The following is a 25,243-nucleotide window of genomic DNA, read 5'->3' on the forward strand; positions in this document are numbered from 1 at the left end:
CGCGCCCAGGCCCGTACGGACGAGTCCCCGGCCGGGGCTCAGTCCTTGGCCGCGGCCAGGTCCGGGATCCGCCAGTCGATCGGCGCGTGCCCGTGCGCCGCCACCGCCTCGTCGATCTGCGAGAACGGGCGGGAGCCGAAGAACTTCTTCGCCGACAGCGGCGACGGGTGCGCCCCCTGGACCACCACGTGCCTGGCGGTGTCGATGAGCGGCAGCTTCTTGCGCGCGTACGCCCCCCACAGCACGAACACCGCCGGATCGGGCCGCTCCGCCACGGCGCGGATCACCGCGTCGGTGAACTCCTCCCAGCCCTGGTCCTTGTGCGAGTTCGCCTCGCTCTCGCGCACCGTCAGCACCGCGTTCAGCAGGAGCACGCCCTGCTCGGCCCACGGCATCAGATACCCGTTGTCCGGGACGGGGTGGCCGAGGTCGTCGCGCAGCTCCTTGAAGATGTTGCGCAGGGAGGGCGGGGTGCGCACCCCGGGACGCACCGAGAAGCACAGCCCGTGGCCCTGCCCCGCCCCGTGGTACGGGTCCTGGCCGAGGACGAGCACCTTCACGCTCTCGTACGGCGTGGCGTCGAGGGCGGCGAAGACCTCCTCCCGCGGCGGGTACACGGGGCCGCGGGCGCGCTCCTCCTCGACGAACGACTCGAGGCGCGTGAAGTAGGGCTTTTCCAGCTCCTTGCCCAGGGCATCCTGCCAGGACGGGGGCAGCATCGGGGACACGGGTGAGGGACCTCCGGTCGGTGCAGAAGATCGGTTCAGTGGGTCGTTGCGCAGCCGACAGTACCGCCGGGCACTGACAACTCCCCTACCAACTGGTCTTCTTGTACAGCTCCCACATCCGCATGATCGTCGAGGCGTCCAGGCTCCACTCCACCCCGGCCACGTCGTCGTCCGCCGCGATGTACTGCCGGGCCTGCCACAGCGGCAGCAGCCGGGCGTCCTCGGCGAGGATGTCCTGCGCCCGCGAGAACTGCTCGTTGACCCCGGCCCGGTCCGCCTTCCGGCGCGAGGCGGGCAGCAGTTCGTCGGTGATCTCCGCGTTCTCGTACGGCGTGCCGAGGGCGTTGCGCGCACCCGTGAAGGGGGCGATGTAGTTGTCGGGGTCGGGGAAGTCGGGGGACCAGCCGCGGCCGAAGACGGGGTACTCCCCCTTGTTGTACGCGGCCGCGTACTTCTCCCACTTGCGGCCCTTGACCGTCACCTCGAACAGCCCGCTGTCCTCCAACTGCCGCTCCAGCTCCTCGAACTCCCGGGCCGTCACCGAGCCGTACCGGTCGGTGGTGTACCAGAACGTCAGCGGCACGGGCTCGGTGACGCCCGCCGTCTGCAGCGTGACCGCCGCCGCCTCGGGGTCCGGCTCGCCGTAGCGGTCGAAGAAGGGGGTGGTGTGGCCGGTGATGCCGCGCGGGATCATCGAGTACAGCGGCTCGGCGGTGCGGCCGTAGACCTTGCGTACCAGCGCGTCGCGGTCGATCACCTGGGCGACGGCCTGCCGCACGGCGAGGCTGTCGGCGTACTCGTGCTCGGGGTTGAAGACCAGGTAGTGGATCTCCGGCATGACCACCCGGCTGAGCGCGATCGAGCCCTTCTCGTCCGCCGTCTTCTCCAGCTCCGGCACCCGGTCAGGCGGCAGCCCGCGGTACGTGACGTCGATGTCGCCCTTCTTGAGCGCGTCGGTCATCGCGTCGGAGTCGTCGAAGTAGCGGATGCTGACGGAATCGTTGCGCAGCTCCGCGTCGCCCTGGTAGCTGGAGTTGCGCTCCAGCTCGGCGACCGACCCCTTCTTGTACGACGCGAGCGTGTACGGCCCGGAGCCGACCAGGGTCCCGGGTTCTGCGAGCTTGTCGGCCGGGTACTCCTCGGGGTCGACGAGCGAGGTGGCGGGCGCGGCGAGGATGAACGGAAAGGTGGCGTCGGGGCGCTTGAGGTGGAAGGTGACGGTCCGGTCGCCTTCGGTCTCGACCTTCTCCAGGCTGTCCAGCAGCCCCGCGGGACCGGTCTCGGCGTTGATGGCGAGCACCCGGTCGAAGGAGTGCTTGACGGCGGCGGCGTCGAGCGGGTTGCCGTTGGAGAAGGTGAGGTCCTCGCGGAGCTTGCAGCGGTACGTGCGGCTGTCGGCGCCGGTGAAGCCGCAGCTCTTGGCCGCGTCGGGCTGCGGCACGGTGCTGGTGCCGGCGTAGTGCATGAGCGTCTGGTAGACGTTCCGGTACAGCTCCCAACTGCCGTCCCAGGCGGCCGCGGGGTCGAGCGTGCTGGGCGCGCTCGTCGTACCGACGTCTATGTGCCGCTCGTCGTCGCCCGACGCCGGCAGTGTGCCGCAGCCGGCCAGCATCGAGACGGGTATCAGCACCGCGGCGACCCGCCGCGGGCCCGACCGAAAGAACACGTGCCTGTCCCCCTCCTTGCACCTGTTCGATGGGGTGCGCAGACCCTACCCCACGGCCGGTGGATCACGGATCCCCCAGGACAGCGCTGTGACCCGGGGGAACGCGTGGGGCGTGTGTGACTGCTGGTTCAGCTCCAGCCTGCGTTGAGGAAGATCCCGCCCTCGATGGCGAGCGTCTGCCCGGTGATCCAGCCGGCCTCGTCGGAGAGGAGGAACGCGGCGGCGCCGCCGATGTCCTCGGGCACCCCGAGCCGGCCCAGCGGGTAGCCCGCGGCGGCCTCCTCCTCGCGGCCCTCGTACAGCGCGACCGCGAACTTCGTCTTCACCACGCCGGGCGCGATGGCGTTGACCCGGACGGCGGGCGCGAACTCGTGCGCGAGCTGCATGGTCATGTTGATCATCGCGGCCTTGCTCATGCCGTACGCGCCGACGAACGGCGACGCCGAGAGCCCGGCGACGGAGGAGACGTTGACGATCGCGCCGCCGTGCTCACGCTGCCACGCCTTGTACGTCTGCTGGGCGAAGCCCAGGGCGGACAGCACGTTCGTCTCGTAGACCTTGCGCACCGCGTTCAGGTCGACGTCCGCGATGGGGCCGAACACGGGGTTGGTGCCGGCGTTGTTGACCAGGTAGTCCACCCGGCCGAACGCCTCCATGGTGCGCGCCACCGCCTCGGCCTGGTGCTCCTCGTCGTGGGCCTTGCCGGGTACGCCGATGGCCCGGCCGGCGCCGAGCCGCGCCACGGCCTCCTGCAGCGCCTCCTCACCGCGGCCGGTCACGCACACCCGGTGGCCGCGGGCGACCAGGGCCTCCGCGATGCCGTAGCCGATGCCGCGGCTGGCCCCGGTGACCAGGGCGACCCGCCCGCTGTCCGTGGCCTGCGGCGCGCCCGCTCTCTCCTGCTGCGTCATGTCCTCGTCTCCCGGCCTCAGTCGAGCGGCCCGCCGGCCACGTACAGCACCTGGCCGGAGACGAAGCCGGCGTCCTCGCCCGTGAAGAAGGCGATGGCGCCGGCGATGTCGCCAGGCTGGCCGACGCGCTGGACGGGGATCTGGGCGGCGGCCGCGGCCTGGAAGTCGGCGAAGTCCATGCCGACGCGGGCGGCGGTCTGCGCGGTCATCTCGGTGGCGATGAAGCCGGGCGCGACGGCGTTGGCGGTGACGCCGAACTTGCCCAGTTCCTTGGCGAGGGTCTTGGTGAAGCCCTGCAGCCCTGCCTTGGCGGCGGAGTAGTTGACCTGGCCGCGGTTGCCGAGCGCGGAGCTGCTGGAGAGGTTGACGATGCGGCCGAAGCCGGCGTCGACCATGTGCTTCTGGCAGGCCCTGGACATCAGGAACGCGCCGCGCAGGTGCACGTTCATGACCGTGTCCCAGTCGTCCTCGGCCATCTTGAACAGCAGGTTGTCGCGGGTCACGCCGGCGTTGTTGACGAGGATGACGGGCGGGCCGAGCTCGGCGGCGACGCGGGCGACGCCGGCCTCGACGGCGGCGGCGTCGGAGACGTCGCAGCCGACGGCCAGCGCGCTGCCGCCGGCGTCCGTGATCTTCCCGACGGTCTCCGCGCAGGCGCCCTCGTCGAGGTCGAGCACGGCGACGGCGCGCCCCTCGCGGGCCAGGCGGACGGCGGTGGCAGCACCGATGCCGCGCGCGGCGCCGGTGACGATCGCGACCCTTCCGGTGGTGGACATGCTGGTGTTCTCCTCGCGCTGGCTGGGGCCGGGGTGCCGTCCGACGATCGGTGAGCAACCGCTTAGTAGGTACGGCTCACGTGACGCTAGAAGTCCGGCCCCGCCGTGTCAACGGGGCGCCGGGGCGGGGTGTCGGTACGCGGATGCGCCCCGGCCCGTACGCCATGTCACACGGGTACGCGCACCAGCAGTCCCAGCAGCCGCTCCACCTCCGCCTCCGGGTCCTCGGTCAGCCCCGAGTGCACCGGCCCCGGCTGCACCACCGTGCTGCGCGGCGCGACGAGCCAGCGGAAGCGCCGCCCGGCATCGTCCCCGGCCGCCTGCCCGGCCCGCTCACCGCCGCAGCCCACCTCCTCCACCGCGCGCAGCGCGGCCCGTACGCCCGCGATGTCCACCTCGGGGTCGAGGGCCAGCAGCCGGCGCTCGTCGAGGTCGGTGCGCGCGCACAGGTAGGAGCGGGCCCGGCAGTACACCAGCACCCCGGCGTTGATCTGCTCGCCGCGTTCGATCCGCGGGACGACGCGCAGCAGCGCGTACTCGAAGACCTCGCGCCCGCTCATCGCGCCCCCTCCCGCGGCGCCTTGCCCGTCAGCCACTCCGGAGCCTTCGACGGCCCGTCCGCGCTGCGCTCGCCGACGACGATGCGCTCCAGCACCCGCGGCGCGCGGGCGGCCAGCGTCTCGACGTACGCGGCCCGCACCTCCGCCGGCGACCCGAACCCCGGCTCGTCCGCCAGCCACTCGTCCGGCACCGCGGCCACCGACTCGGCGAGCAGCTCGGCGGTCACCCGCGGTGCCAGCTCCGCCGCCGCGGCGACCACGTCAGGACCGAAGGGGGCGAGCGCGTGGTCGGAGGCGTCGTACGGCTTGTCGGCGGCGGCCGCGGCGGAGGGCCAGTTGTGGTGCCAGATCAGCGTGGCGCCGTGGTCGATGAGCCACAGGTCGCCGTGCCAGACGAGCATGTTGGGGTTGCGCCACGACCTGTCGACGTTGCCGACGAGCGCGTCGAACCACACCACCCGGCCGGCTTCCGCGGCGTCGGCCCGGAAGGCCAGCGGATCGAAGCCGAGCGACCCGGGCAGGAAGTCCATCCCGAGGTTGAGCCCCCCGCTGGCCTTCAGCAGCGCCTGCACCTCTTCGTCCGGCTCGGAACGCCCGATGACGGGATCGAGCTGCATCCCGACCAGATCCGGCACCCGCAGCCCCAGCCGCCGCGCCAGCTCCCCACTGACCACCTCGGCGACGAGCGCCTTGCGACCCTGCCCCGCGCCGGTGAATTTCATGACGTACGTACCGAGGTCGTCGGCCTCGACGACACCGGGGAGCGACCCACCCTCACGCAGTGGTGTGACATAGCGGGTCGCGGTGACTTCTCGCAGCATCATCCCAGGCCGTCCAACGTTTCCACCTTGCAATCGAGGGAGGGAGTGGTGGAAGCGAGACGAAGAGATCGGCTCCGACCAGCCCTGGGGAGAATCTGGGGAGTTCCGGCTGGCATCCTGACCCTCCTGCCTCCCCAGCAACCCGTCGATGGCGGTGCGCCCTTTGCTTCCGGCCTCCGGCATGAAGTGAGCATAGTAACTGAGTGTGATGGCCGGAGAGGAATGCCCGAGCCATCGCGCCAGCGTCACCACGGACTCCCCCGCCTCCAGCGTGACCGAGGCATAGGTGTGCCGCAGTACGTGGAAGCCGTCCTTCGGAGCCGCCTTCCACTGCCATGGCTTCGCGCCCAGCCAGGCGGTGAGCCTGGCTCGGCCCCGGCGGCGGATCGCCGCCGGGGTCTGGCAGCCAGTCAGCAGGCACGTAGACGGCCCGCTGGCCATGGGCCGCGAGCAGGGCAAGCAAGAGCGCAGAGGACGTGCCGGAGATGTCCACCGCCCAGTGGACCGGAGAGCCGGACGGCCACTCCTCGAAAGCCACGACCGGCAGAGAACTATCAGCCACACCCGGCCCTCCCGGGCCACCCAACAACATCCGCCACGGCCAGCGCATGATCCACGCCCGCGACGGCCAGACCACCGTGGCGGTCGGCGCCTACCTCCACCGGGGCGGCAAGTCCGTCTACCGCGACCCGGCGCGACCTCCGGGTCTTCGACGGCCACCGCGTCCTTGCCCTTCTGGCCGACGAAGGCGGCAGCAGCACCCGTTCCTCGGGCCGGCGCACGCCGGACCGTTGGGGACAACGGAAACCCTGTGGCTGGACCCGGCGCGCGCCGGGGATGGGGATTGCAGTCCCGGAGCCACGTGTGGTCAGCGGTGTTCAGGGTTGGTGTTGTCGGGGTGGCAGCCGGCGTCCCAGGCTGAGCGCTGGTTGCCATAGGCCGGGAAGCCACCGGTGCTACGGATCATCGACGCGAGGTGGAGCAGGTTGTAGGTCATGAACGCGATGTTCCGGTTGGCGAAGTCGTTGTCCGGGCCGCCGGAACCTTCATCGAGGTAGGAAGGGCCTGGGCCGACCTCGCCGAGCCAGCCCGCGTCGGACTGGGGCGGAACGGTGAAACCGATGTGCTGCAAGCTGTAGAGGATGCTCATCGCGCAATGCTTGAGGCCGTCCTCGTTGCCCGTGAGCAGGCAGCCACCGACGCGTCCGTAGTAGGCGTACTGACCCTGCTCATTGAGCACGCCGGAGTAGCCGTAGAGCCGCTCGACAACCCGGCGGGTCACTGAGCTGTTGTCACCGAGCCAGATCGATCCGCCGATGACCAGGATGTCGGCAGCGAGGACCCGAGGCAGCAGTGCGGGCCACTCGTCGGTATCCCATCCATGCTCGGTCATGTCCGGGCGGACGCCGGTGGCGATGTCGTGGTCGACGGCGCGAATCTGGTCCACACTCACACCGTTCGCCTCCATGATCGCCACACTGCGGTCGATCACACCCTGGGTGTGACTGAGTCCGGGGGAGCGCTTGAGAGTGCAGTTGATGTACATCGCGCGCAGCCCGGTGAAGTCGGGCTTGCCGTTCACGGGTACGTTCATGGGGATCCTTGCTTTCAGAACAGGACGCCGTCGATCTCGACGCCGGGGCAACGGCCGTACGCTCGCGCAGGCACCCCTGAGGCCGAACCGGCCAACCACCACGCTGAATCGGTTGACGTCGCACCCCAAACCGGCGGGGCCACCGCACAGAGACGGCCCGCGGCACCAGGAGCGGGCTCACCCCGATAAGTAGGTGACGCGGCATCTACATTATCACTAATAGTTGATGCGTCAACTCATGTGGGACGACCACACCTACGACGAAGCAACCGCCTTCCCGCAGCCCTCGAACGGACGTAACTCAGCGGCAGTGACGGCGGATGTGCCAGGCTGCCCGTACTGTGCGACCGACAGCGAATCAGAGGCCAGAACGCCCGGAGGCCGGGTCGGGTCGCTGAGGCCGCTCGCCGAGGACCCGCGCGAAGAGCGCTTCCCGCAGCGCCACTTCACGAGGATCGTCCCAAAGCCGGAAGCCAGTGCGGTTCATCGCGTACGCGAAGCCCGTACCGGTATCCGGGTCCCCGAAGGCGAATGACCCGCCCAGGCCCATCGTCCCGAAGGCCCGGTCCGACTCGGAGCCGAACCTGAACGCCGGGAACGGTTTGACGTACCCCAGGGAGAACCTCGTCTCGACGCGCAACACCTCGTCGAAAAGTCCGTTCGTCGGAGGCGGGGCAGCGACGCGCAGCGCGTCCATCGTGGCGTCGGTGAGGCCCAGGGCGGCGCCGCCGGTTGCCACCTCGCCATAAAGCTTGGCGATCGACCGCACCTGGCCGACGCCGTTGGCCGCCGGAATCTCCGCGGCCTGCACATCCGGCCGGTTGAAGTTCTCCACGGTGCTCAGCACCCGCGGGTTGCCGAACGCCCTGGCGGTCAAGCTCCGTGGATTCGCGTATGCCCGAACGAATGATGCCGGCATCGCTCCCAGGTGCAGCAGCATCTCCCAGGAGCGAAATCCGTGGATACGGGCGACCCGGTCGCGTTCGGTGTCCTGCGGCAGGCCGAAGTGGAAGTCGAGGCCGAGCGGCGTCGCGACCTCGTCGGCGAAAAACCGGCCGATACGACGTTCGCCAGGGTCGATCCGGCTGATGAGCTCGCTTTCGTACCAGCCCAATGACTGGCCGTGGTAGCCGTGTCGGGTGCCCGGCTCCCATGCCGGACGCTGCTCGGCAAGAGCCGTGGCGAGCGTGCGGGAGCCGGTCAGGTCACCGAGCCCGAGTGGCTGATCGATCACCGCCAGCCCTGCCTGATGGGCGAGCATCTGATGGACGGTGACCTCGCCCTTGCCGGCTGCGGCGAACTCGGGCCAATAGGCCGCCACACGCTCATCGTGGTCGAGCAGACCGCGTGCGTGCAACACCGCGAGCGCCACTGCTGCCACACCCTTGGACGTCGAGAAGACCGGCACTATCGTTTCCGCCCGCCAGGGGACACGATTGCGGCCGTCCCGGTAGCCGCCCCAGAGGTCCACGACCTTCCGCCCGCCCCGGTAGACGGCGCAGGCAGCGCCGATCTCGTTACGCGCGGCGAAGTTCTCGCGAAAGGCGTCGGCCACTGCGCCGTAGCCTTCATCCACGTCACCGCGAACCATGCGGTCTGGTACATCGAGCTTGAAGACCACTACTTTCCCTTCATTTCGACCGGCTCCCAACCTGGCGCGTGGGATGACCTGCTGGTGTGGATTCGAGGCGTCGCAGTTGCACGCCGAGAGATTGGTTTGGCCGTACGACGCGTTCATGCCGCCATCAACCGTGAAGTGCGCGCCGTTGACGCACGAGGCTCCGGAGCTGGCGAGAAACGCCACGACAGCGGCTACCTCGGCGGGATCGCCGGGTCTGCCCATGGGCACGCGGTAGTCGAACCGGTCGCGCAGCGGCGTGCCATCGGCGAGCGTTGTCCGGATCTCCTCGCCGCTCGTCGTCACACCGGGATGAACCTCGTTGACCCGAGTCTCCCGGCCGTGTTCGAGGCCATCGCATTGGTCAGATTGGCCACCGCTCCATTGGCCGCAATGTAACCGGCCTGCGCCCAGACACCGCGCTCTATGCTCTCGGCGATACCCCCTCAATTGGAGAACCGTCAAACACTGTTCACAGCCAACGCACCCGCAAGCGCGAGGATACAGATTCCCGAAAGCTGGTCGACCCGACGAGCGATCGATCCCTTATACGACCGAAACCTCCATCGAAGAACCCTCCCGGCTCCCACGTAGAGGCTGCCAATGGTGGCTTCAACGCCCATGTAGGCCAGCCCCAGAAGGGCGATGCGGAGTTCCGCATCCCGTCCGCCGCTCGTGAACTGAGGAAGGAGTGCCGCGAAAAGCAGAAGCGCTTTTGGGTTGATTATGGCTACCGTAAATTCCTGACGAGGGATTCGCCACCTATCGGTGCGGACCGCTTCGCCCTCGACTACGGAAAAGGTCTCCGGCTTGCTCCTCAGTGCTGCCACACCAATCCAAACCAAGTACGCTATTCCACTCCACTTTATTACGGTCAGCACACCAGGAGACTGCGCGAGGGCCGCGCCGAGACCCAGCACGACGAGGCCGATCAGCAGGGCGAAGGCAGCAAGGCGTGCGAGGATTCCGATAAGAGCCCATGAAGCACCGGATCGGATGGCGTTACTCAGGCCCAATAGTTGGTTCGCTCCAGGGACTATAGAAATTAATACGGCAGAGGGGAGGAAGTCCATCCAATAGATCACGCAGTACGACATACTTTCGGTCGAGGATGTCGGCTGTACGAGCCACAGGCAGGAAATGGTGAGGAAATTCGACAACGAGAGCAGCTACCGCCCGCTCGACGTCGCACAGGCCGACGCGTTCAGGACGCTGGACGTAGTTCATGAAAGAAAGTTCGACCTCAGAGGACAAGACCGCCTGGGACAGCCCGACTGACCGATTGAGGTCTGTGCAGAGTGAAGTCCGATGGTCACGGGACTGGAGTGAGGGGCGAACGGGACACTCGCGCTGGTCGCGGGTGGGCGTCCGCCGCGCGCCGGCCTCGGCGTCCGCCTTGCCGGCCGGCGGTGCGAGGCCGGGCTTCGTGCCGTCGGGGTTGTCGAGGGGGAAGCGGCCCGGCCGGGGCCGAGGGCTTCCTCGCGATGCCCTCGCCATCGCCGACGCCGCCCGCTCGCGCCCAGACCAGCGCTCACACTCGCACTGAACGGCCCTACAACCACCCCCGGTCCCGCGCGTACCAGCCAAGCTGGATGCGCGAATCGGTGCCCGCGCGGTCCATCAGCCGCCGGATGCGCCGCTGTACGGTGCGGCGGCCCATGCCGAGGCGGACGGCCGCCGAGTTGTCGGTGTGCCCGGTGAGCAGCAGGGCGAGGAGCTTGCGGTCCTCCTCGACGGGGATGTCCCGGATGGGCATGGGACCGGGGACGGCCCGGCGCCCGAATCCTTCGCGCAACTGGACCGCCTGGGCCCACTGCAGCTCGAACAGGGCGGTCAGGGAGGCCAGCAGCCCGCCCCGGCGCACCACCAGCACGCTGTCCCGGTCGGTCCCCCCGCCGTCGTGCTGCACGACGGCGAGCGCGTCGTCGGCGATGAGCAGCTTGCAGGGCAGCTCGGGCGCCAGCCGGATCTCCTGGCCGCGGTCCATGCCGACCAGCAGCTCCTTCTCCGCTTCGGGTACGTCGAGCACGGCCGGCTCGTACACCAGCCGCTCGCGCACCCCGCGGCGGGCCAGGGCCTGCTCCTCGGAGAGGGTGTCGGTGATGCCGAGGGCGGTGAAGGGCGGTTTGCCGAAGAAGCGGGTCTCCTTGCGTGCCGTGCGCAGCAGATGGGTGACCCATCCGGCGATGCGCTCCGCGCCCCGTACCACCTCGATGCCGAGCACGCTGTCGTGCTCGGTGCGGGCGCGGTGCGCCGCCGTGAGCTCCTCCATAGCGGCGCGGGCCCGCCTTGCCGCGTGTTCCCGGTGCGCGACGAGCTCGCCGAGTGTGAGCTGCGGCGGCAGGGCGGCGAGGGTGGCGCCGCCGTCCACGAGACCCCGGTGCCGCAGGAGCTGCACGCACCGCTCCACCTCCTCCCGGTCGAGGCCGCAGCGGGCGGTGAGCGAGTCGGGGGTGGCCGGGCCGAGCATGACGAGGTCGCGGTAGAGCCGCTCCGCGGTTTCCGGTATGCCGAGCCCGCCGAGAGAGCCGGTCTCCTTGCTCATGGACCGATCGTCTCCCGGCGGGCCCGTTTCAGGCCGCTGTGTCACTTGTAGTTGACATTCAGGACGCAAGGTCCGGACGGTCGGTGACGCGGATGAGGTTCACCAGCGGCTTCTCGTAGCCCGAGCGCCCGACGAACCGCAGGTTGAGCTGCCCGTCGTCGACCGTGACCGTGACGGTCTTGGTCAGCGCCGCGTACGGCCCGGCGAGGAGCGAGATGTCGACCGATGGATACACGGTCTCGCCCTCGGCCATGACGTCGAACACCCGCCGGTCCGGACCGAGTCCGGTCAGCTCCGCGAAGCCGAGCTCCACCGTGTACGTGCCGTCCGGCAGGCCGTCGAAGACGTACTGGTACATGCCCTGCCGTGCGGTCTGGTACAGCGCCGGGTCGGCCGCGCCCGCGATGGGCTTCCGGGTGGACTTGACGCTGCTGGCGCCCTGGTAGCCGTAGCCGCCCGTGTCGTACTCCTGGTCGGGTGTCCAGGTGTCGCCCAGCGCGTCGGTCAGCCGGCCGCTGTCGAGCCCGGCGTCGACGGCCGTCTGGTAGCGCGGCACGACCACCGTCACCGGCACCGTGATCTGCGGTGCGCGGCCGCTCTGCGAAGCGACGACGAGGTCCTCGCGGAGGACGGCGCCCGGCTCCTGCCCGGCGGTATCCACGGCGAGCGACAGCTCCTTGCTCGCCCCGGTGCCCAGGTCGCCCTCGGTTTCGGAGACGGTGAGCCAGGAGGCCTTCTCGCTGACGGTGTACGGCGTCGGGGAACCGTCGTTGGCGAGTTCCAAGGTCCGCTCGCGCTGCTGCTCGTCGGGGACGGCGAGGGTGAAGGACTCGGTACCCACGCGCACCCGGCCGGTGTCGAGGACGGCCGAGTACGCCGCCGCCTTCCCGGCCTCGACCGTGACCTGCCCCGACGCGCCGTGGTACGTGGCCGCCGACACGCTCACCGCCCGCTCGCCCGGCGGCAGCTGGGCGGCGTAGTGGCCGTCGCGCGCCGTCACCGCCTCGGCGGTGGCGTCGCCGGTGAGGGAGACGGTGGCGCCAGGGACGCCGCCGCCGTCGTTGGCGTCGGTGATCCGGCCCAGCACGACGCCGGTCCGGGTGGTACGGAACCGCAGCTCGTCCCCGTCCCCGACGGCGCCGGCCGAGTTGTACCCGTACCGGAAGCCGGTGGTGCCGGTGGCGTTCTCCATGCCGATGGTGGCGGATGAGCCGGACTCCACGGCGGCGTCGCCGATGTCCTTGTAGTCGTAGACCACGGAGCCGTCCTCGCCGATCGTCGCCGAGAACGTCACGGTCACGTCCCGGTTGCCGTCGAACTCGACGTTGCGCCACTCGACGGTGAAGGTGCGGTTCGGGAAGGTGCCGGCCGTCGAGGTGTAGACGCCGCTGTTCTCCGTCACCCAGAAGTCGTCCCAGAACGGGGCGAGGTAGCCCTGCGGGCCGCCGCTGGACGGGAGGTCGGTGTTGAAGTCGGAGATCGTCGTGGTCTCAAAGTTGATCATGCCGTTCACGCCGACCCGCGTCGACGTGTAGGTCTTGCCGTAGAGCGGGAACGGGAAGGGCAGCTCGGTCACGGCGACGGCGGTGTCGCCGGAGAGGTCGAGCTTCTTCTCGCCGCCGGCGAACGTGCCGCTGTCGGCCGCGCAGGCGTAGCCGTAGGAGTCGGTGCGCTCGGGCAGGGCGATGTCGACGGATGTGTCGGCGTCCACCTTCGCGGTGGCCCTGCCCTTGTCGGCGCAGCGGTCGGCGGCCGGGGCGGTGGCGGTCACCTCGTACTCGCCGACGGGCACGGTGACCTCGTAGCCGCCCGCGGCGTCGGTGGTGGTGGTCACCGGGGTGCCGGTCAGGGCGACCGTGGAGCCGGCGGCCGGCCCGGCGCGCGAGGACACGGTGCCGCTGAGCTTCGCGGAGGCGGCCTGCTCGACCGCGAAGTCCAGGGTGGTGGCCTCGCCCTCGGTGATCGTCATCGGCTTCGTCTGCGACACGAAGCCGAACTTGGAGACGGTCACGTCGTAGTCGCCGACCGAGAGGGCGGGCAGCGTGTACGTGCCGTCCGCCGCGGTGGTGAGGGTGCGGTGGAGAGGCCCGTCGATCTTCACCGTCGCCCCGCCGACCGCGCCGCCGCCCGACGTGACGGTGCCCGACAGACTGCCGATGCTGCCCCGCGGGCTGTTCAGCACCGCGGTGTATGCGTTCAGCCGGCCCTCACCGTAGACGTTGTTGTCGTCGACGGTGCCGCCGCAGGTGAGGTCCTCGGTGTCGATGGCGGTCTCGTCGAGGATCGCCTCGGTGCCGGCGATGTCCCCGACCAGCGCGGGCGCGGCGGACCACATGAGCGCCACGGTGGCGGTGGTGTGCGGCGCCGCCATCGAGGTACCGGAGTTCAGGTTGTACCCGCCGCCCGGGATGCTGGAGCGGACGTTCACACCGGGCGCGGCCAGGTTCGGCTTGATCTCACTGCTCCGGCTGCCGCGGGACGAGAAGGACGCGATCTTGTCGCTGGAGTCGGTGGCCCCGCTGGCGTAGCTGACGGGGTAGTCACCGGGGGAGCCGGTGGTGTTGCAGGCGGAGCCGGAGTTGCCGGCCGAGAACGACGGGAAGATCCCCGCCGCCCGCCAGGCATTGACGGACTCCTTGTACCACTCGTCGCTGGCGGACGAGCCCCAGGAGTTGTTCACCACGTCCGGGGCGAGCTCCGGCTTGGGGTTGGCGCCGGTCAGATCGGTCGGCGCCACGATCCACTGGGCGGCGGCGAGCAGCGAGGTACGGGAGCAGCTCCCGGACTCGCAGCCCTTGGCGGCGATCCACTTGGCGCCCGGCGTGACACCGATCTTGTTGTCGCCGCCGTCGTCGCCGACCATCGTGCCCATGGTGTGGGTGCCGTGGCCTTGGTTGTCGCAGGGATCGTCGCCGGCGCAGACGTTCGCCGGGTCGTAGAAATTGTAGTTGTGGTCGAAGGAGCCGTCGCCCTTGTTGCCGCGGTACTGGCCCTTCAGCGCCGGGTGGTCGTACTGCACGCCGGTGTCGATGTTGGCGACGACGATGCCTTCGCCGCGCACCTCCAGGCCGTTCCACACCTGCGGGGCGTTCACCCGGTCGACGTTCCACTCGATGCCGTCGACCTTGGGCTCAGCGCTCGCTTCGAGCGGCTTCTCGATCCGTATCTCGTCGTCGGCCTCGATCGACTTCACGTCGTCGCGCTCGGCGACGGCTTCGAGTAGCTGGGCGTCGCCGGTCACCTTCACCGAGTTGTCGATCCAGAACGAGGTGTGGTCGACGCCCGAGCTCTTCAGGAAGTCGACCAGACCGGCCTGGGTCTGCTCCGCGTAGGCCGACTTCTCCTCCAGGACGGACCTGGCCTTGGCGGTCTTGGTCTTCGCGGCGGCGGCCTCGTCGAGGCTCTCGCCGTTGCCGAGCCGCAGCCAGAAGGTGCGGGGCTTGTTCTCGTCCTCGGCGAAGGCGTCCCGCAGCTCCTGCTCCGTCTTCTCCTCGACGGCGGTGGCCGGCTCCGGCTCCGGCGCCGGCCGGGCTTGGACTTCACCAGCTGTCGTCAACGGCAGCAGGAAGGCGGCCAGCGCGCCGACGGCTGCGTATCTCCAGGCCGGACGCGCGGCACGGCCGCCGCTCCGACTTGATCGGTAAGCCACTTGCAGTCTCCTCGACTCTCATGGCGGACGATCGGCCCGCCAGGGGGGTGGGAAGGATCTTGCGTGGTCTGCTCGCGGCTCTCCGGCGTCGCGGGTGTCCGGTGGGGGCCGTGCCGGGGAGTTGGACCGTTTGTATGCCTGCGCACGGACCGCACAGCGCACACCTGTGCCCCCTGGCGCGATGGCGCCATGTCGCCAACGCGCCTCAGGCGTCCTGCGCGGGCGTGCAGCAGGACATCCTCGACCCGGCTCCGCCGCGTGACGATGTCGGAGAGGCCGTCATGCTTCCCCCTGAGCACCTCGGGATGGAATCGCCCCTCGATGACGAGGCGGCCGGCCTGAATACCCTGGTCAGGGCTGCGACCATCTGTGTGGCTTCCCCCGTTATCTTCTTCACGGTCCTCCATTTCGTCAGGAGTTCTTTAGTGGCCGGGGTTGGGGATTCTGTGGTCGAGCCCGCCGCCTGGTGCGTGCGGCGATGCGCAGCACCCACAGGACGGAGATCGCTCAGAGAGAGCCGAGGAAAGCGATCACTGCTTGGGAGACCTCCTCCGGCCGCTCTTGCTGAGTCCAGTGGCCACAGCCCCCAAGCACGATGGATTTCCGTGCGTGTGGCACGGCTGCCGAGCGGTTCTCGATCAGCTCCGCGGCTCCGGGCAGGGTCCCGGCGAGGTCTCGGTCACCGGTGAGGTAGAGCGCGGGCTGCTGGACGACCGCGTTGTGCCAAGGGCTGGTGAGCTCCCAGTTGCGGTCGAAGTTGCGGAACCAGTTCAGTGCCGGGGTGAAACCGGTGCGCACGAAGTCCGCGGCGACCATGTCGATGTGCTCCCGGGTGAGCCAGCCGGGCAACTCTCGCGGCTCCTGCCAGATGTCCAGCAGGTGGCCTCCCGCGGGGACGACAGGACTCCACGGGTGGCCGTCAGCAGAGGCCCCGTAGAGCGCGCGGCGCACGGAGGCGTGCGGATCCTCATCGAGTTCCTTGTCGGCGACGCCCGCGCGCTGGACGTAGACGGAGTAATAGCGCTCGTAGTCCGCACCCGCCACCGCGCGCACTCCGGCCAGGTGCGGGCCATCTGCATGCGGTTGAAAGGGCGTGCCCAGGGCCACGACCCCGCGCACCACGTCTGGCCGCATCAGCGCCGCTTGCCAGGTGACAGTCCCGCCCCAGTCGTGTCCGGCCAGCACGGCGTGTTCCGCGCCGAGCGCATCGATCAGCCGCATCACGTCGCCGACGGTGTGCAGGATGGTGTAGTCCTCAACGCCGTCCGGCTGGTCGGTTCGCCCGTACCCGCGTTGGTCAGGGGCGACGGCGTGATATCCGGCGGCGGCCAGGGCGAGGAGCTGGTGGCGCCAGGAGTACCAGGTCTCCGGGAAACCGTGGAGCAGCACCACGAGCGGTCCCGAGCCTGCCTCGGCGATGTGCATGCGTAGTTCGCCGGCCTGGACGAAACGGTGGGTTATCTCGGTCATCGGGTCCGTCCTTCTGCGTGTGGGCTTTGCGGTCCCGACGCTATGAGCGTCAAGACAACGAGCCCATGACCAAGGCGCTCACGTTCATGTCCGGTCTGCTCGACCGCCAGGAAGCAGAGAGCCGCTTGATAGCTTGGGTCATGGACGTCATCGCGGACATGTTGTCGGCGCCCCAGGGCGGTGGGGCGGAGGCGGCCACGTTGCGTGCTTCGGCACCGTGGGGCATCAAGCACGGTCGGGCTCCGTCCGTGTCGTTCCACTTGGTGACGCACGGCTTGTGCTGGCTGCGGATCCCGGGCATGGAGCCCATCCGGCTGGGAACCGGCGACCTCGCGCTGCTTCCCAACAGCGCCGGACACGCCTTGGCCAGCGATCGGCAGGGGGCGCTGCTGCTCGTCGACGGTGTCCTGAGGAAGCGGACCGACGGCGCGGGATCCGAGATCGACATCGCGGGCGAAGGTCCGCGGACACGGGCGATCTGCGCCGGCTATCGTGCCCGGCACCCTCTGCCCGCCCCGCTGCGGGCCATGATGCCGCCGGCCCTGCACCTGTCGGCGCAGCAGTTGTCGGCGCGCCGCGATCTGGCCGACGCGCTGCGGATGTTGAGCGACGCGACCACCACGCACCTGCCCGGATCGGCGATTATCGTGGATCGGCTCGTCGACGTCGTTGCTGTACACATGCTGCGCTCATGGCTCCCCGCCGACCTCGCGGCGACCTGGCCGACGCTGCACCGGGATCTCGCCGTGGCCACTGCGGTGACCGCGTTGCACCAAGAGCTCGGCCGTCCGTGGACGCTTGACGAGCTGGCTGAGAAGGCCGGCCTGTCCCGGGCGACACTCACCAGGCGATTCAACGGAACGCTCGGCGAGTCCCCGCTCAGGTATCTGAGGCGGCGGCGGATGGAACTGGCGGCCCGTCGGTTGCGGGAGACCGACGACTCGCTGGCCCGCATCGCTCAACACGTCGGCTATCGCTCAGAGTTCGCGTTTTCCCGCGCCTTCTCCCAGACCATCGGCATGGCGCCAGGCCGTTACCGCATGGACAGCCGACAACAACACGGTCGCGGTCGGAGCGACCCACCCTCACACAGTGGTGTGACATAGCGGGTCGCGGTGACTTCTCGCAGCATCCCCGGCCGCACTGCAACGCCCCCGCGGGGACGGCCTCGGCATGGTCCGGGCGTAGTCGCTCCAGGTCGGGCATCTAGGACCGTACCCGCGCGGGCGCGCCGCGCCCCGCCGGATCTTCGCCGGTCAGCGGCCGGACCAGCGGGGCGGGCGCTTCTCCAGGAAGGCCGCCACGCCCTCCGCGTAGTCCGCCGAGGCGTGCACGGCCTCCGTGGCCTCCTCCGTGGCCCGCCAGCCGAGGTCGTCGGCGGCGCTCAGACAGCGGTCCACGGCGGCCAGGCTCGCCTGGACCGCCGCAGGGGCGTTGCCGCAGATCCGCGCGGCCAGCTCCAGCGCCCCCGCGAGGGCGCCGCCTTCGGGGGTGACGCGGTTGGCCAGGCCGGCGGAGTGGGCGCGCTCGGCGTCGATCGGGTCGCCGGTCAGGACCAGCTCGCGGGCCAGGTTGACGGGCAGGGTCCGCGGGCCGCGGAAGAGGCCGCCGCAGGTGGGGACCACCCCGCGGCGGACCTCCGGCAGGCCGAAGCGGGCGGTGGCCGAGGCCACCACGAGGTCGCAGGCGAGCACCAGCTCCAGGCCGCCGCCGAGCGCCGGCCCCTCGACGGCGGCGATGAGCGGCTTGCGCCGCCTGCGGCGGATCAGCCCGTACGCGCCGCCGCGCTCGGTGACGTAGTCGCCCCCGGCGGTGAGGTCGCTGCCGGCGCTGAACACGCCCCCGGAGCCGGTGAGTACGCCCGCCCACAGCTCCGGGTCGTCCTCCAGGAGATTGAACGCCGCGTCGAGCCCGTCTGCGAGCCGGCGGTCCACGGCGTTGCGCTTGTGCTCCCGGCACATCCGCACCACGAGCACCCGGTCGCGCCGCTCCGTACGCACCGTCCGATCGGCACCACCGGCGGTCACCGGGGGCCGGCCGTCTTGCGGAAGTCCCACCCGGCCGCGTACGCCGGGACGAGGCGCAGCCAGCCGTGCCGGCCGTCCAGGCGCAGCTCGCCGCCGGAGTACTTCTCGCCGAAGAGCCGCTCCGGCACGGCGAGTTCCGGCACGGGCTCGCCCGTCCGCGGCACCTCGCCGACCCGCTCGACCGTGCCGCGCAGCTCGACGCCGCGCAGCTCGCCGTAGTCGTGGCCGTCGTCGACGACCACCGCGACCCGCGGGTCGTCCGCCAGGTCCCGCCAGCGCTTGCTGTCGACCAGGGAGTACAGCCACAGCGCGGTGCCGTCCCACACGTACCACAGCGGGCTGACATGCGGCCCGCGCGGGCCGCCGGTTGCCACCCGGCAGACCCGCACGGCCGCCAGGAAGGCGTCGCGTTCCCCGGGGGTCATGGCGATACGGGACGGGCGGCGCCGGCGCGGCGCGGCGGCGGCGCCGGACGAGAAGTCCTGCTCTGTCATGGCTACCTCAGCGGTGGCGGGTCGAAGGGCTCGGGCGACAGGAAGCGATCCAGGACGTTGCGGGTGATCGTGGAGACGTTGTTGGCGTAGCCGTTGTACGGCAGTGCCCCGCACCAGGCGATCGAGCCGGTGGCGAAGACCGCGCCGCCGCCGGGGGTCTCGAAGAACACCATGTCGGCGCGGAGGTCGGGCCGGTGCGCCTCCTCGGTCGCGGGCATCCAGTGCTGCGCCGGGAACTCCGTGGCGGTTGCCAGCACCAGGGCGTGCGGCGGGGTACCGAGGGCGGGGTCGGCGCGGTCGACCTCGTAGCCCGCGGCGCCGTGCCGGAGCACGTGGTTGGGGAACGCGCCGATCGGCTCGTCCGCGCCGACGCCGGCGAAGACGAACGCCGACCGCGGGTCGGCGGCGCCCGGCGCGCGGCGGTACGGGGCGCCGGTGGCCTGCGGCGTCGTGGCCCAGCAGCCGGCGAAGCCGACGCCGACGTACCGCTGCGGCGCCCGGCCGCGCCAGCGCCACAGGCCGCCGGGCTCGCCGGTGGTGCTGAGGTGCCCCTCGCCCGGCTCGCAGTGCCAGGCGCTGACGGCGGCGCCCTGCCGGCGGACCTCGACGGTGTGGCCCTCCGACGCGTCGAGCCCGGTCACCCAGTACAGCCCGTTGCCGGAGAGGTACATGTACCGGCCGCCGGCGCCGAGGTAGCCCTCCAGCGCGTCCAGCATCGGTCCTGACCAGTACTCGGCGTGCGTGCCCGACAGCACCACCCGGTAGCGGGCGGGCAGTGCGGCGCCCTCGCGGTGCAGGTCGGCGTCGGTGACGACGTCGACGGCGTGCCCGTGGTGGCGCAGCCAGTCGAGCAGTTGCAGGTCGGCGCTGAACTGGTGCGGGGAGCCGAGGAGCGGCAGCCGGAACCCGGGGCGCAGGTTGAGCACCGGGCGGCGCCAGGACGAGTAGCAGACGCCGCTGCCGTCGGTGTGGGTGTCGTAGAGGCTGTTGAGGCCGTGTTCTGTGACGTACCGCCCGGCGGGGTCGCCGGCGCCCGCGTGCGTCTCCAGGGCGCGCACGTTCCCGTACGCGAGCCAGCTGAACAGCGGCGCCACGAAGAGGATCGGGGCGGTGACCCGGCCGCGGGGCGGGCGGACGACGACGGGCAGGTGGTCCACGGCGCCGCTCGCGGTGCCCTGCACGCGGGCGGCGTAGATGCCGCTGGGCAGGTCGGCGTCGACGGTCCAGTCGGCGGTGGCCGGCCAGTCGGCGTCGTCGAGGTCGTCCTCGTGGAAGTGCAGCGCGTCGTAGCGGTCCGGCGCCTCGTCGTACGAGGTCTCGCCGCCCCAGCGCGGCCCGGTGACCCCGCGCGCCGGCATCTGCACGGTGCGGCCGTACGGAGCCTTCCCGGTCACCTCTACGACCTCGCGCGTCCGCGGGACGCGCGCGAAGTCCCAGGCCGCCGCGGGCGCCGGGGCGGCGGTGAGCGACGTGCGGTCCCGCTCGGCGAGCCGCTCGGCGCGGGTCAGGGCGTGCGCGAAGAGCCGTGGCCCGGCGATCTTCCCGTCGAACGTGGCACCCACGTACGCGCCGTGCGCGTCCCGCCGCCAGGAGCCGGCGATCAGCAGCGGCGCGGTGCCGGCCGCCGGCCGCGCAACGGTGGCGCGGGCGACGGCCCCGGCCGGGTCGCTGACCACGGACCGGGACGGCACGGTCCAGTCCCGCGCGGGCGCCACGGTGAGGGCCAGCTCGGCGCCGGGGCCGTCGAAGGCGGCGACGACGCAGTACCATTCCCGCTCGCGCAGCCGGCGCGGGGACTCGACGCGGTCGGTGCCGTCCGCGCCCGCCACGGTGAACCGGACCCGCCCGTCGCCGGTCAGCGACAGCTCCCAGCCCGCACCCGCGGCGTCCCGCTTGCCCAGCAGCGCCTGTTCCCGCCCCGCGAGCCGCGTCGGCAGCGCCCACAGCGCGACGCTGAACGCCTCGCCGCCGTCGAGCACGGGATCGTGCGCGACGCGTACGTGCGAACCGCGCCGCAGCGGCTGCGGCCCGGCCGCGTACACGCCGTTCAGCGCGCTGGCGACCGGCTCGGCCGGCGGCGCACCGCCCGGCTCCGGCCCCGGCAACGGCCCCTCGCCGCACGGCCGTACGAGCGTCACCCGCACCTCCGGGTCCGCGCTGCTCACCCGCAGCGAGATCCGCTCGCCCGGCGCCGCGCAGATCGGGTCGGTGTAGCCGACGACGTCCATGGCGTTCCTCCCTCAGGCGGACGGAAGGCGCGCCCCGCCGTCGGGGTCGAAGTAGTGCAGCGCCCCGGGCCGTACGGCCAGGTCCACGGTGTCCCCGGGCTCGACCGACACGTCCGCCGGCACCCGCGCGCACAGCAGCCGCTCGCCGTCGCCGACAACGGGACCCGCCGGCCGGTCCTCCGCGAATGTGGCCCGCGCGATCACCGCGGCCTCGTCCGGCAGTTGGGGCACGGGGAAGAACAGCAGCTGGTCGGCGCCGAGGTTCTGGCGCACCGCGCACGTCACCCGCAGCGCGCACGCCTCCTTCCCGGCGGCCTGCGGATCCCGCAGCTCCTCCGGCCGGATGCCGACCAGCACGCGCTCCCCCGCGGCGACCGGCGGCCGGTGCTCCGCGGGCAGCCGGAGGTCGAACCCGGCGAGGCCGAGCCCGTCCTTGCGCGCCGTGCCGAGGGCGAAGTTCATCGGCGGGGAGCCGATGAACGCGGCGACGAACGCGTTGGCCGGCCGGGCGTACAGCTCCTGCGGCGCGGCCACCTGCTGGAGTTCACCGGCCCGCAGCACCGCGGCCCGGCTGCCCAGCGTCATCGCCTCCACCTGGTCGTGCGTGACGTAGACGGTGGTGACCCCGAGCCGGCGGTGCAGTTGCTCCAGCTCCGCGCGCATGGACACGCGCAGCTTGGCGTCCAGGTTCGACAGCGGCTCGTCCATCAGGTACGCCCGCGGGCGCCGCGCGATGGCCCGGCCCATCGCGACCCGCTGGAGCTGCCCGCCGGAGAGCGTCGCGGGGCGGCGCTTGAGCAGGTCGCCGAGCCCGAGCAGGTCGGCGACCTCCCGTACCCGGGCGGCCGCCTCGCGCTTGGGTACGCCGCGGACCTTGAGGCCGTAGCCGAGGTTGCCGCCGACGGTCATGTGCGGGTAGATCGCGTAGTTCTGGAACACCATCGCCACGTCGCGCAGCCGCGGGGTGAGTTCCGTGACGTCGGAGCCGTCCATCCGGACGGTGCCGGACGACGGCCGCTCCAGCCCGGCGAGCAGCCGCAGCAGGGTCGACTTGCCGCACCCGGAGGGGCCGACGAGGACGAAGAACTCGCCCTCCTCGATCTCCAGGGACACGTCGTCCACCGCCGCCTGGGTGCCGTCGTACCGCATGACCACGTGGTCGAGGCCGATGGACGTCATCGCGCCTTCCTCTCTCACCCGTGCAGGGTGCTGGTGAAGCCCTTCATGATCGTGCGCTGGGCGAAGCCGAAGAGCACGACGACGGGACCGGCCGCGATGAGCGCGGCGGCGAAGATCAGCGGCCACTCCGCGGCGAACCGGCCGACGAAGGAGTACACGGCGACCGGCAGGGTCACCTTGTCCGTGTCGCCGACGAAGACCAGGGCGACGAAGAAGTCGTTCCAGACGAAGAGCCCGGTCAGCGTCGCGACGACGCCGGTGACGGGACGGACGAGCGGAAAGACGACCCCGGCGAACACCCGCAGCGGGCGGGCGCCGTCGACCCGCGCGGCCTCCTCGTACGCGGTCGGCAGCCCGCGGATGAACCCGGTGTAGAGGAAGACCGCCAGCGGCATCTGGAGGCCCACGTACACGAGGATCAGCCCGGCGCGGGTGCCCGTGAGGCCGGCGTCGACCATGAACCCGTACAGCGGGATGATCCCGAGCTGGATCGGCATGATCAGCGCGAACGCGAACATGCCGAAGACCGCACCGGAGAGCTTCGAGCCGCGCCGGGCCAGCGCGTACCCGGCCGGGGCCGCGACAACGACGAGGATGGCCACCACCGCGGCGGTCGTCAGCACGCTGTTGACCAGCGCCTGGGAGAACGACACGGTGCCGCCGCCGGCCTCCGTCCAGGCCCGCTCCACGTTGCCCAGGGTGGGGTCACCGGGCGGCCGGAGCGCGGACTCGCCGCGCGCCTCCGGGCCGCGCAGCACGGTCGTCAGCACGAGGTAGACGGGCAGCAGCATGGGGATCGCGGCGATCCAGAAGCCCGCCTCGCGGAAGGCCGTCCAGCGGCCGTAGCGGTTCATGAACGCCTCCCGCGCAGCAGGCGCATCTGGGCGAGCGCGGCCAGACAGACGCCGCCGACGAGCAGCAGGGCGACGGCGGAGCCGTAGCCGTAGCGGCCGTTGACGAAGGTCTGCTCGTAGACGTACGTGCCGAGGGTGTCGGTGCCGCCGGAGGGGCCGCCGCCGGTCAGCGCCATCACCTGGTCGAAGAGGAGGAACGCCGTGATCGAGGAGAGCACGGTGCCGATGACGAGGGCGGGGCGCAGCAGCGGCAGCGTGATGTCCGCGAACCGCCGCCAGGGCCCGGCGCCGTCGACCTCGGCCGCCTCCAGCAGTTCGCGCTGCACGCCCTGGAGCCCGGCGAGGTAGATGAGCATGTGGTAGCCGGCGAACTGCCAGACCATGACGATCGCGACGGCCGCGAGCGCGGTGTTCCGCTGGCCGAGCCACGGCTGCGCCGAGGAGCCGAGCCCGACGGCCTCCAGGATCTCGTTCAGCGGCCCGTCCACATCCAGGATGAACGTCCAGATGTACGCGACCACCAGCGGGCTCACCACGGCCGGCACCAGGAAGAGCGCGCGCAGCACGTGCCGGGTGCGCAGCGTGTGCGCCAGCCCGAGGGCGAGGCCGAGGCCGGCGGCGTTGACGCCGACGACGTACAGCGCGGCGAGGATCAGGGTCTGCCCGACGACGTGCGAGCCGTCGTCGAAGAACTCGGTGAAGTTGTCGAGTCCCACCCAGGACGGCGAGGTCAGCCCGTCCCAGTCGGTGAACGCGTAGGCCGCGCCGACGAGGGAGGGGACGAGCAGGATCAGCAGGGTCAGGGCCGCCGCCGGGACGACGAACAGCCAGGGGACCGCTCCGGGTCGTTTCACGGCGGGCTCCTACGGCGCTTCCGAAGTCCACACCGCGTCCATGGACTCCAGGACGTCGGCGGGTTCTGCGCGGCCGGTCAGCATCTCCACCAGGCCGCTGTCGAAGCGGGCGATCAGCTCCGGGTTGGGCCACTGCTGGTCCATGATCGGGGCGGTCCGCCCGTCGCGCAGGTACGGCTCCAGCGCCGCGGCGTAGCCGGGGGCGCGGGGGCCTCCGTCGTCGTCCGGCAGGGCGGGCACGGCGCCGTCGATCTCGGCGTAGCGGGCGCGGTGCTTGGCGTAGAAGTCGATGAACTGCTTGCCGGGTCCGGCGTCGCTCGCCTTGGCGGGTACGACGAGGCCGCTGCTGGCGCCGGCGGGTACGAGCACCCGGCCGGGATCGTCGTCGCCGGGGAACGGCGCCATGACGAACTCCGCGTCGGGGGCCGCCGCCTGCCACATCGGCAGCGTGACGGTCGGGGTGACGGCCATCAGCGCGTCGCCGTCGCCCAGCGCCCGGGCGGCGGCCTCCCGCGTGGTGCCCGCCGCGTTCTCGCCGAAGCAGCCGGCGTCCCGCATCTCGCCGAAGCGCGCCACGGCCTGTTCCCAGCCGTCGCTGCCGGCGAAGGTCACCTCGTCGCGCAGCCGCTTGTCGCCGTAGCCGGGGTCGTCCGCGTACACGGTGGACGCGGCCAGCGCGAAGCCCACGATGTGCGGCATCTTGGAGTTCTCGTGGCCGCCGAGCGCGAACGCGGCTTTGCCGTCGCGCCCGGCGTCCCGGCAGGCCGTCAGCATGTCGGCGTACGTGCCGGGCACCTCGGTGCCCTTCTTGGCGACGATGCCGATCGCCATCGAGTCGACGGGGAAGGCGTAGACCTCCGAGCCGTCCCCGACGGCGCCCGCGACGGTGTCGGGCAGCCGGCCGGCCCAGGGGCTCTCGCCCAGGTCGGCCAGCAGCCCCTTGTCGGCCAGCGCGCGGACCGTGCCGGACTCGCCGTAGCCGACGACGGTCATCGCCACGTCCGGCGCCCGGCCCGCGCCCAACTGCCGGCGCAGCGCCTGGAGATGCTGGTCGAACGGGTTCTTCTGCACCGTCACCGTGAGGTCGGGGTGCGCCTTCTCGAAGTCGCGGGCGGCGACGTCGACGGAGCTTTCCTCGCGCCCGTCGTCCCAGACGGAGACGACGATCTCGCCGTCGCCCCCGGCGTCCGCGCCGCACCCGGCCGCCGTCGCCAGCAGCGCCGCGGCCACCGCGGCGCAGCCGAGCGCCCTGCCGCGTATGTTCATCGG

Annotated in this window: 20 protein-coding genes; 1 reads left to right on the plus strand and 19 read right to left on the minus strand. The window is 71.3% G+C overall.

Going from position 1 to position 25,243, the window contains the following annotated elements:
• Positions 1 to 38: 38 nt before the first annotated feature.
• The 12 genes from OG946_RS02020 to OG946_RS02075 all read right to left on the minus strand — a co-directional run bounded on the left by OG946_RS02020 (position 39) and on the right by OG946_RS02075 (position 16,338).
• Positions 39 to 719 (minus strand): uracil-DNA glycosylase, encoded by a 681-nt coding sequence (locus tag OG946_RS02020; RefSeq protein WP_326800119.1) that lies wholly within the window; start codon positions 717 to 719, stop codon positions 39 to 41.
• A gap of 94 nt (positions 720 to 813) precedes the next feature.
• Positions 814 to 2,340 (minus strand): ABC transporter substrate-binding protein, encoded by a 1,527-nt coding sequence (locus OG946_RS02025; protein WP_442814583.1) that lies wholly within the window; start codon positions 2,338 to 2,340, stop codon positions 814 to 816.
• A gap of 182 nt (positions 2,341 to 2,522) precedes the next feature.
• Positions 2,523 to 3,305, minus strand: a complete 783-nt coding sequence (locus tag OG946_RS02030; RefSeq protein ID WP_326794427.1) for an SDR family oxidoreductase — start codon at positions 3,303 to 3,305, stop codon at positions 2,523 to 2,525.
• Positions 3,306 to 3,322: 17 nt separating this feature from the next.
• Positions 3,323 to 4,081: a 3-oxoacyl-ACP reductase FabG gene (gene fabG / locus OG946_RS02035; protein WP_326794428.1), complete on the minus strand. Its 759-nt coding sequence runs from the start codon at positions 4,079 to 4,081 to the stop codon at positions 3,323 to 3,325.
• Between the two features lie 167 nt (positions 4,082 to 4,248).
• Positions 4,249 to 4,641 carry a DUF3037 domain-containing protein gene (locus tag OG946_RS02040; protein ID WP_326794429.1) on the minus strand — a complete coding sequence of 131 codons (393 nt, stop codon included), beginning with the start codon at positions 4,639 to 4,641 and terminating at the stop codon, positions 4,249 to 4,251.
• Entirely contained in the window at positions 4,638 to 5,462 is an 825-nt protein-coding gene (locus tag OG946_RS02045) for a HipA family kinase (protein ID WP_326800120.1), read from the minus strand. The genes OG946_RS02040 and OG946_RS02045 overlap by 4 nt, the downstream gene beginning before the upstream one ends.
• Before the next feature lie 868 nt (positions 5,463 to 6,330).
• Complete coding sequence (locus OG946_RS02050; protein WP_326794430.1) at positions 6,331 to 7,056, minus strand: flavodoxin family protein; 726 nt, start codon at positions 7,054 to 7,056, stop codon at positions 6,331 to 6,333.
• Between the two features lie 358 nt (positions 7,057 to 7,414).
• The gene (locus tag OG946_RS02055; RefSeq protein ID WP_326794431.1) at positions 7,415 to 9,139 is read right to left on the minus strand and encodes an SDR family oxidoreductase; all 1,725 of its coding nucleotides are present in this window, start codon (positions 9,137 to 9,139) and stop codon (positions 7,415 to 7,417) included.
• Positions 9,136 to 9,747, minus strand: coding sequence for a LysE family translocator (locus OG946_RS02060; protein WP_326794432.1), 612 nt, complete (start codon positions 9,745 to 9,747; stop codon positions 9,136 to 9,138). The genes OG946_RS02055 and OG946_RS02060 overlap by 4 nt, the downstream gene beginning before the upstream one ends.
• Positions 9,748 to 10,226: 479 nt before the next feature.
• Positions 10,227 to 11,219, minus strand: coding sequence for a TrmB family transcriptional regulator (locus OG946_RS02065; RefSeq protein ID WP_326794433.1), 993 nt, complete (start codon positions 11,217 to 11,219; stop codon positions 10,227 to 10,229).
• 58 nt (positions 11,220 to 11,277) lie between these two features.
• Complete coding sequence (locus OG946_RS02070) at positions 11,278 to 14,775, minus strand: S8 family serine peptidase (protein WP_326794434.1); 3,498 nt, start codon at positions 14,773 to 14,775, stop codon at positions 11,278 to 11,280.
• A 600-nt stretch (positions 14,776 to 15,375) separates the two neighbouring features.
• Positions 15,376 to 16,338: an alpha/beta hydrolase gene (locus OG946_RS02075; RefSeq protein ID WP_326794435.1), complete on the minus strand. Its 963-nt coding sequence runs from the start codon at positions 16,336 to 16,338 to the stop codon at positions 15,376 to 15,378.
• A gap of 65 nt (positions 16,339 to 16,403) precedes the next feature.
• On the opposite strand from OG946_RS02075, the gene OG946_RS02080 reads away from it, so the two are divergent.
• Positions 16,404 to 17,444, plus strand: coding sequence for an AraC family transcriptional regulator (locus OG946_RS02080; RefSeq protein WP_326794436.1), 1,041 nt, complete (start codon positions 16,404 to 16,406; stop codon positions 17,442 to 17,444).
• Positions 17,445 to 17,594: 150 nt separating this feature from the next.
• On the opposite strand, the gene OG946_RS02085 is transcribed toward OG946_RS02080, so the two are convergent.
• From OG946_RS02085 to OG946_RS02115, 7 genes are read right to left on the minus strand one after another with little or no spacing between them, the layout of a single operon-like run.
• A complete protein-coding gene (locus OG946_RS02085; RefSeq protein WP_326794437.1) occupies positions 17,595 to 18,338 on the minus strand; it encodes an enoyl-CoA hydratase-related protein in 744 nt (247 codons plus the stop codon).
• A gap of 23 nt (positions 18,339 to 18,361) precedes the next feature.
• Entirely contained in the window at positions 18,362 to 18,859 is a 498-nt protein-coding gene (locus OG946_RS02090; RefSeq protein ID WP_326794438.1) for a pyridoxamine 5'-phosphate oxidase family protein, read from the minus strand.
• A gap of 2 nt (positions 18,860 to 18,861) precedes the next feature.
• Positions 18,862 to 21,087 carry a N,N-dimethylformamidase beta subunit family domain-containing protein gene (locus OG946_RS02095; protein WP_326794439.1) on the minus strand — a complete coding sequence of 742 codons (2,226 nt, stop codon included), beginning with the start codon at positions 21,085 to 21,087 and terminating at the stop codon, positions 18,862 to 18,864.
• Between the two features lie 12 nt (positions 21,088 to 21,099).
• On the minus strand, positions 21,100 to 22,266 hold the full coding sequence (locus OG946_RS02100; RefSeq protein ID WP_326794440.1) for an ABC transporter ATP-binding protein: 1,167 nt from the start codon (positions 22,264 to 22,266) through the stop codon (positions 21,100 to 21,102).
• A gap of 14 nt (positions 22,267 to 22,280) precedes the next feature.
• Complete coding sequence (locus OG946_RS02105) at positions 22,281 to 23,120, minus strand: carbohydrate ABC transporter permease (protein ID WP_326794441.1); 840 nt, start codon at positions 23,118 to 23,120, stop codon at positions 22,281 to 22,283.
• A complete protein-coding gene (locus OG946_RS02110) occupies positions 23,117 to 23,974 on the minus strand; it encodes a carbohydrate ABC transporter permease (RefSeq protein WP_326794442.1) in 858 nt (285 codons plus the stop codon). Before OG946_RS02110 ends, OG946_RS02105 begins: the two co-directional genes overlap by 4 nt.
• Positions 23,975 to 23,983: 9 nt before the next feature.
• Entirely contained in the window at positions 23,984 to 25,240 is a 1,257-nt protein-coding gene (locus OG946_RS02115) for an ABC transporter substrate-binding protein (protein ID WP_326794443.1), read from the minus strand.
• Positions 25,241 to 25,243 lie beyond the last annotated feature (3 nt).

This window comes from Streptomyces sp. NBC_01808 (assembly GCF_035917395.1).
Taxonomy (GTDB): Bacteria; Actinomycetota; Actinomycetes; order Streptomycetales; family Streptomycetaceae; genus Streptomyces.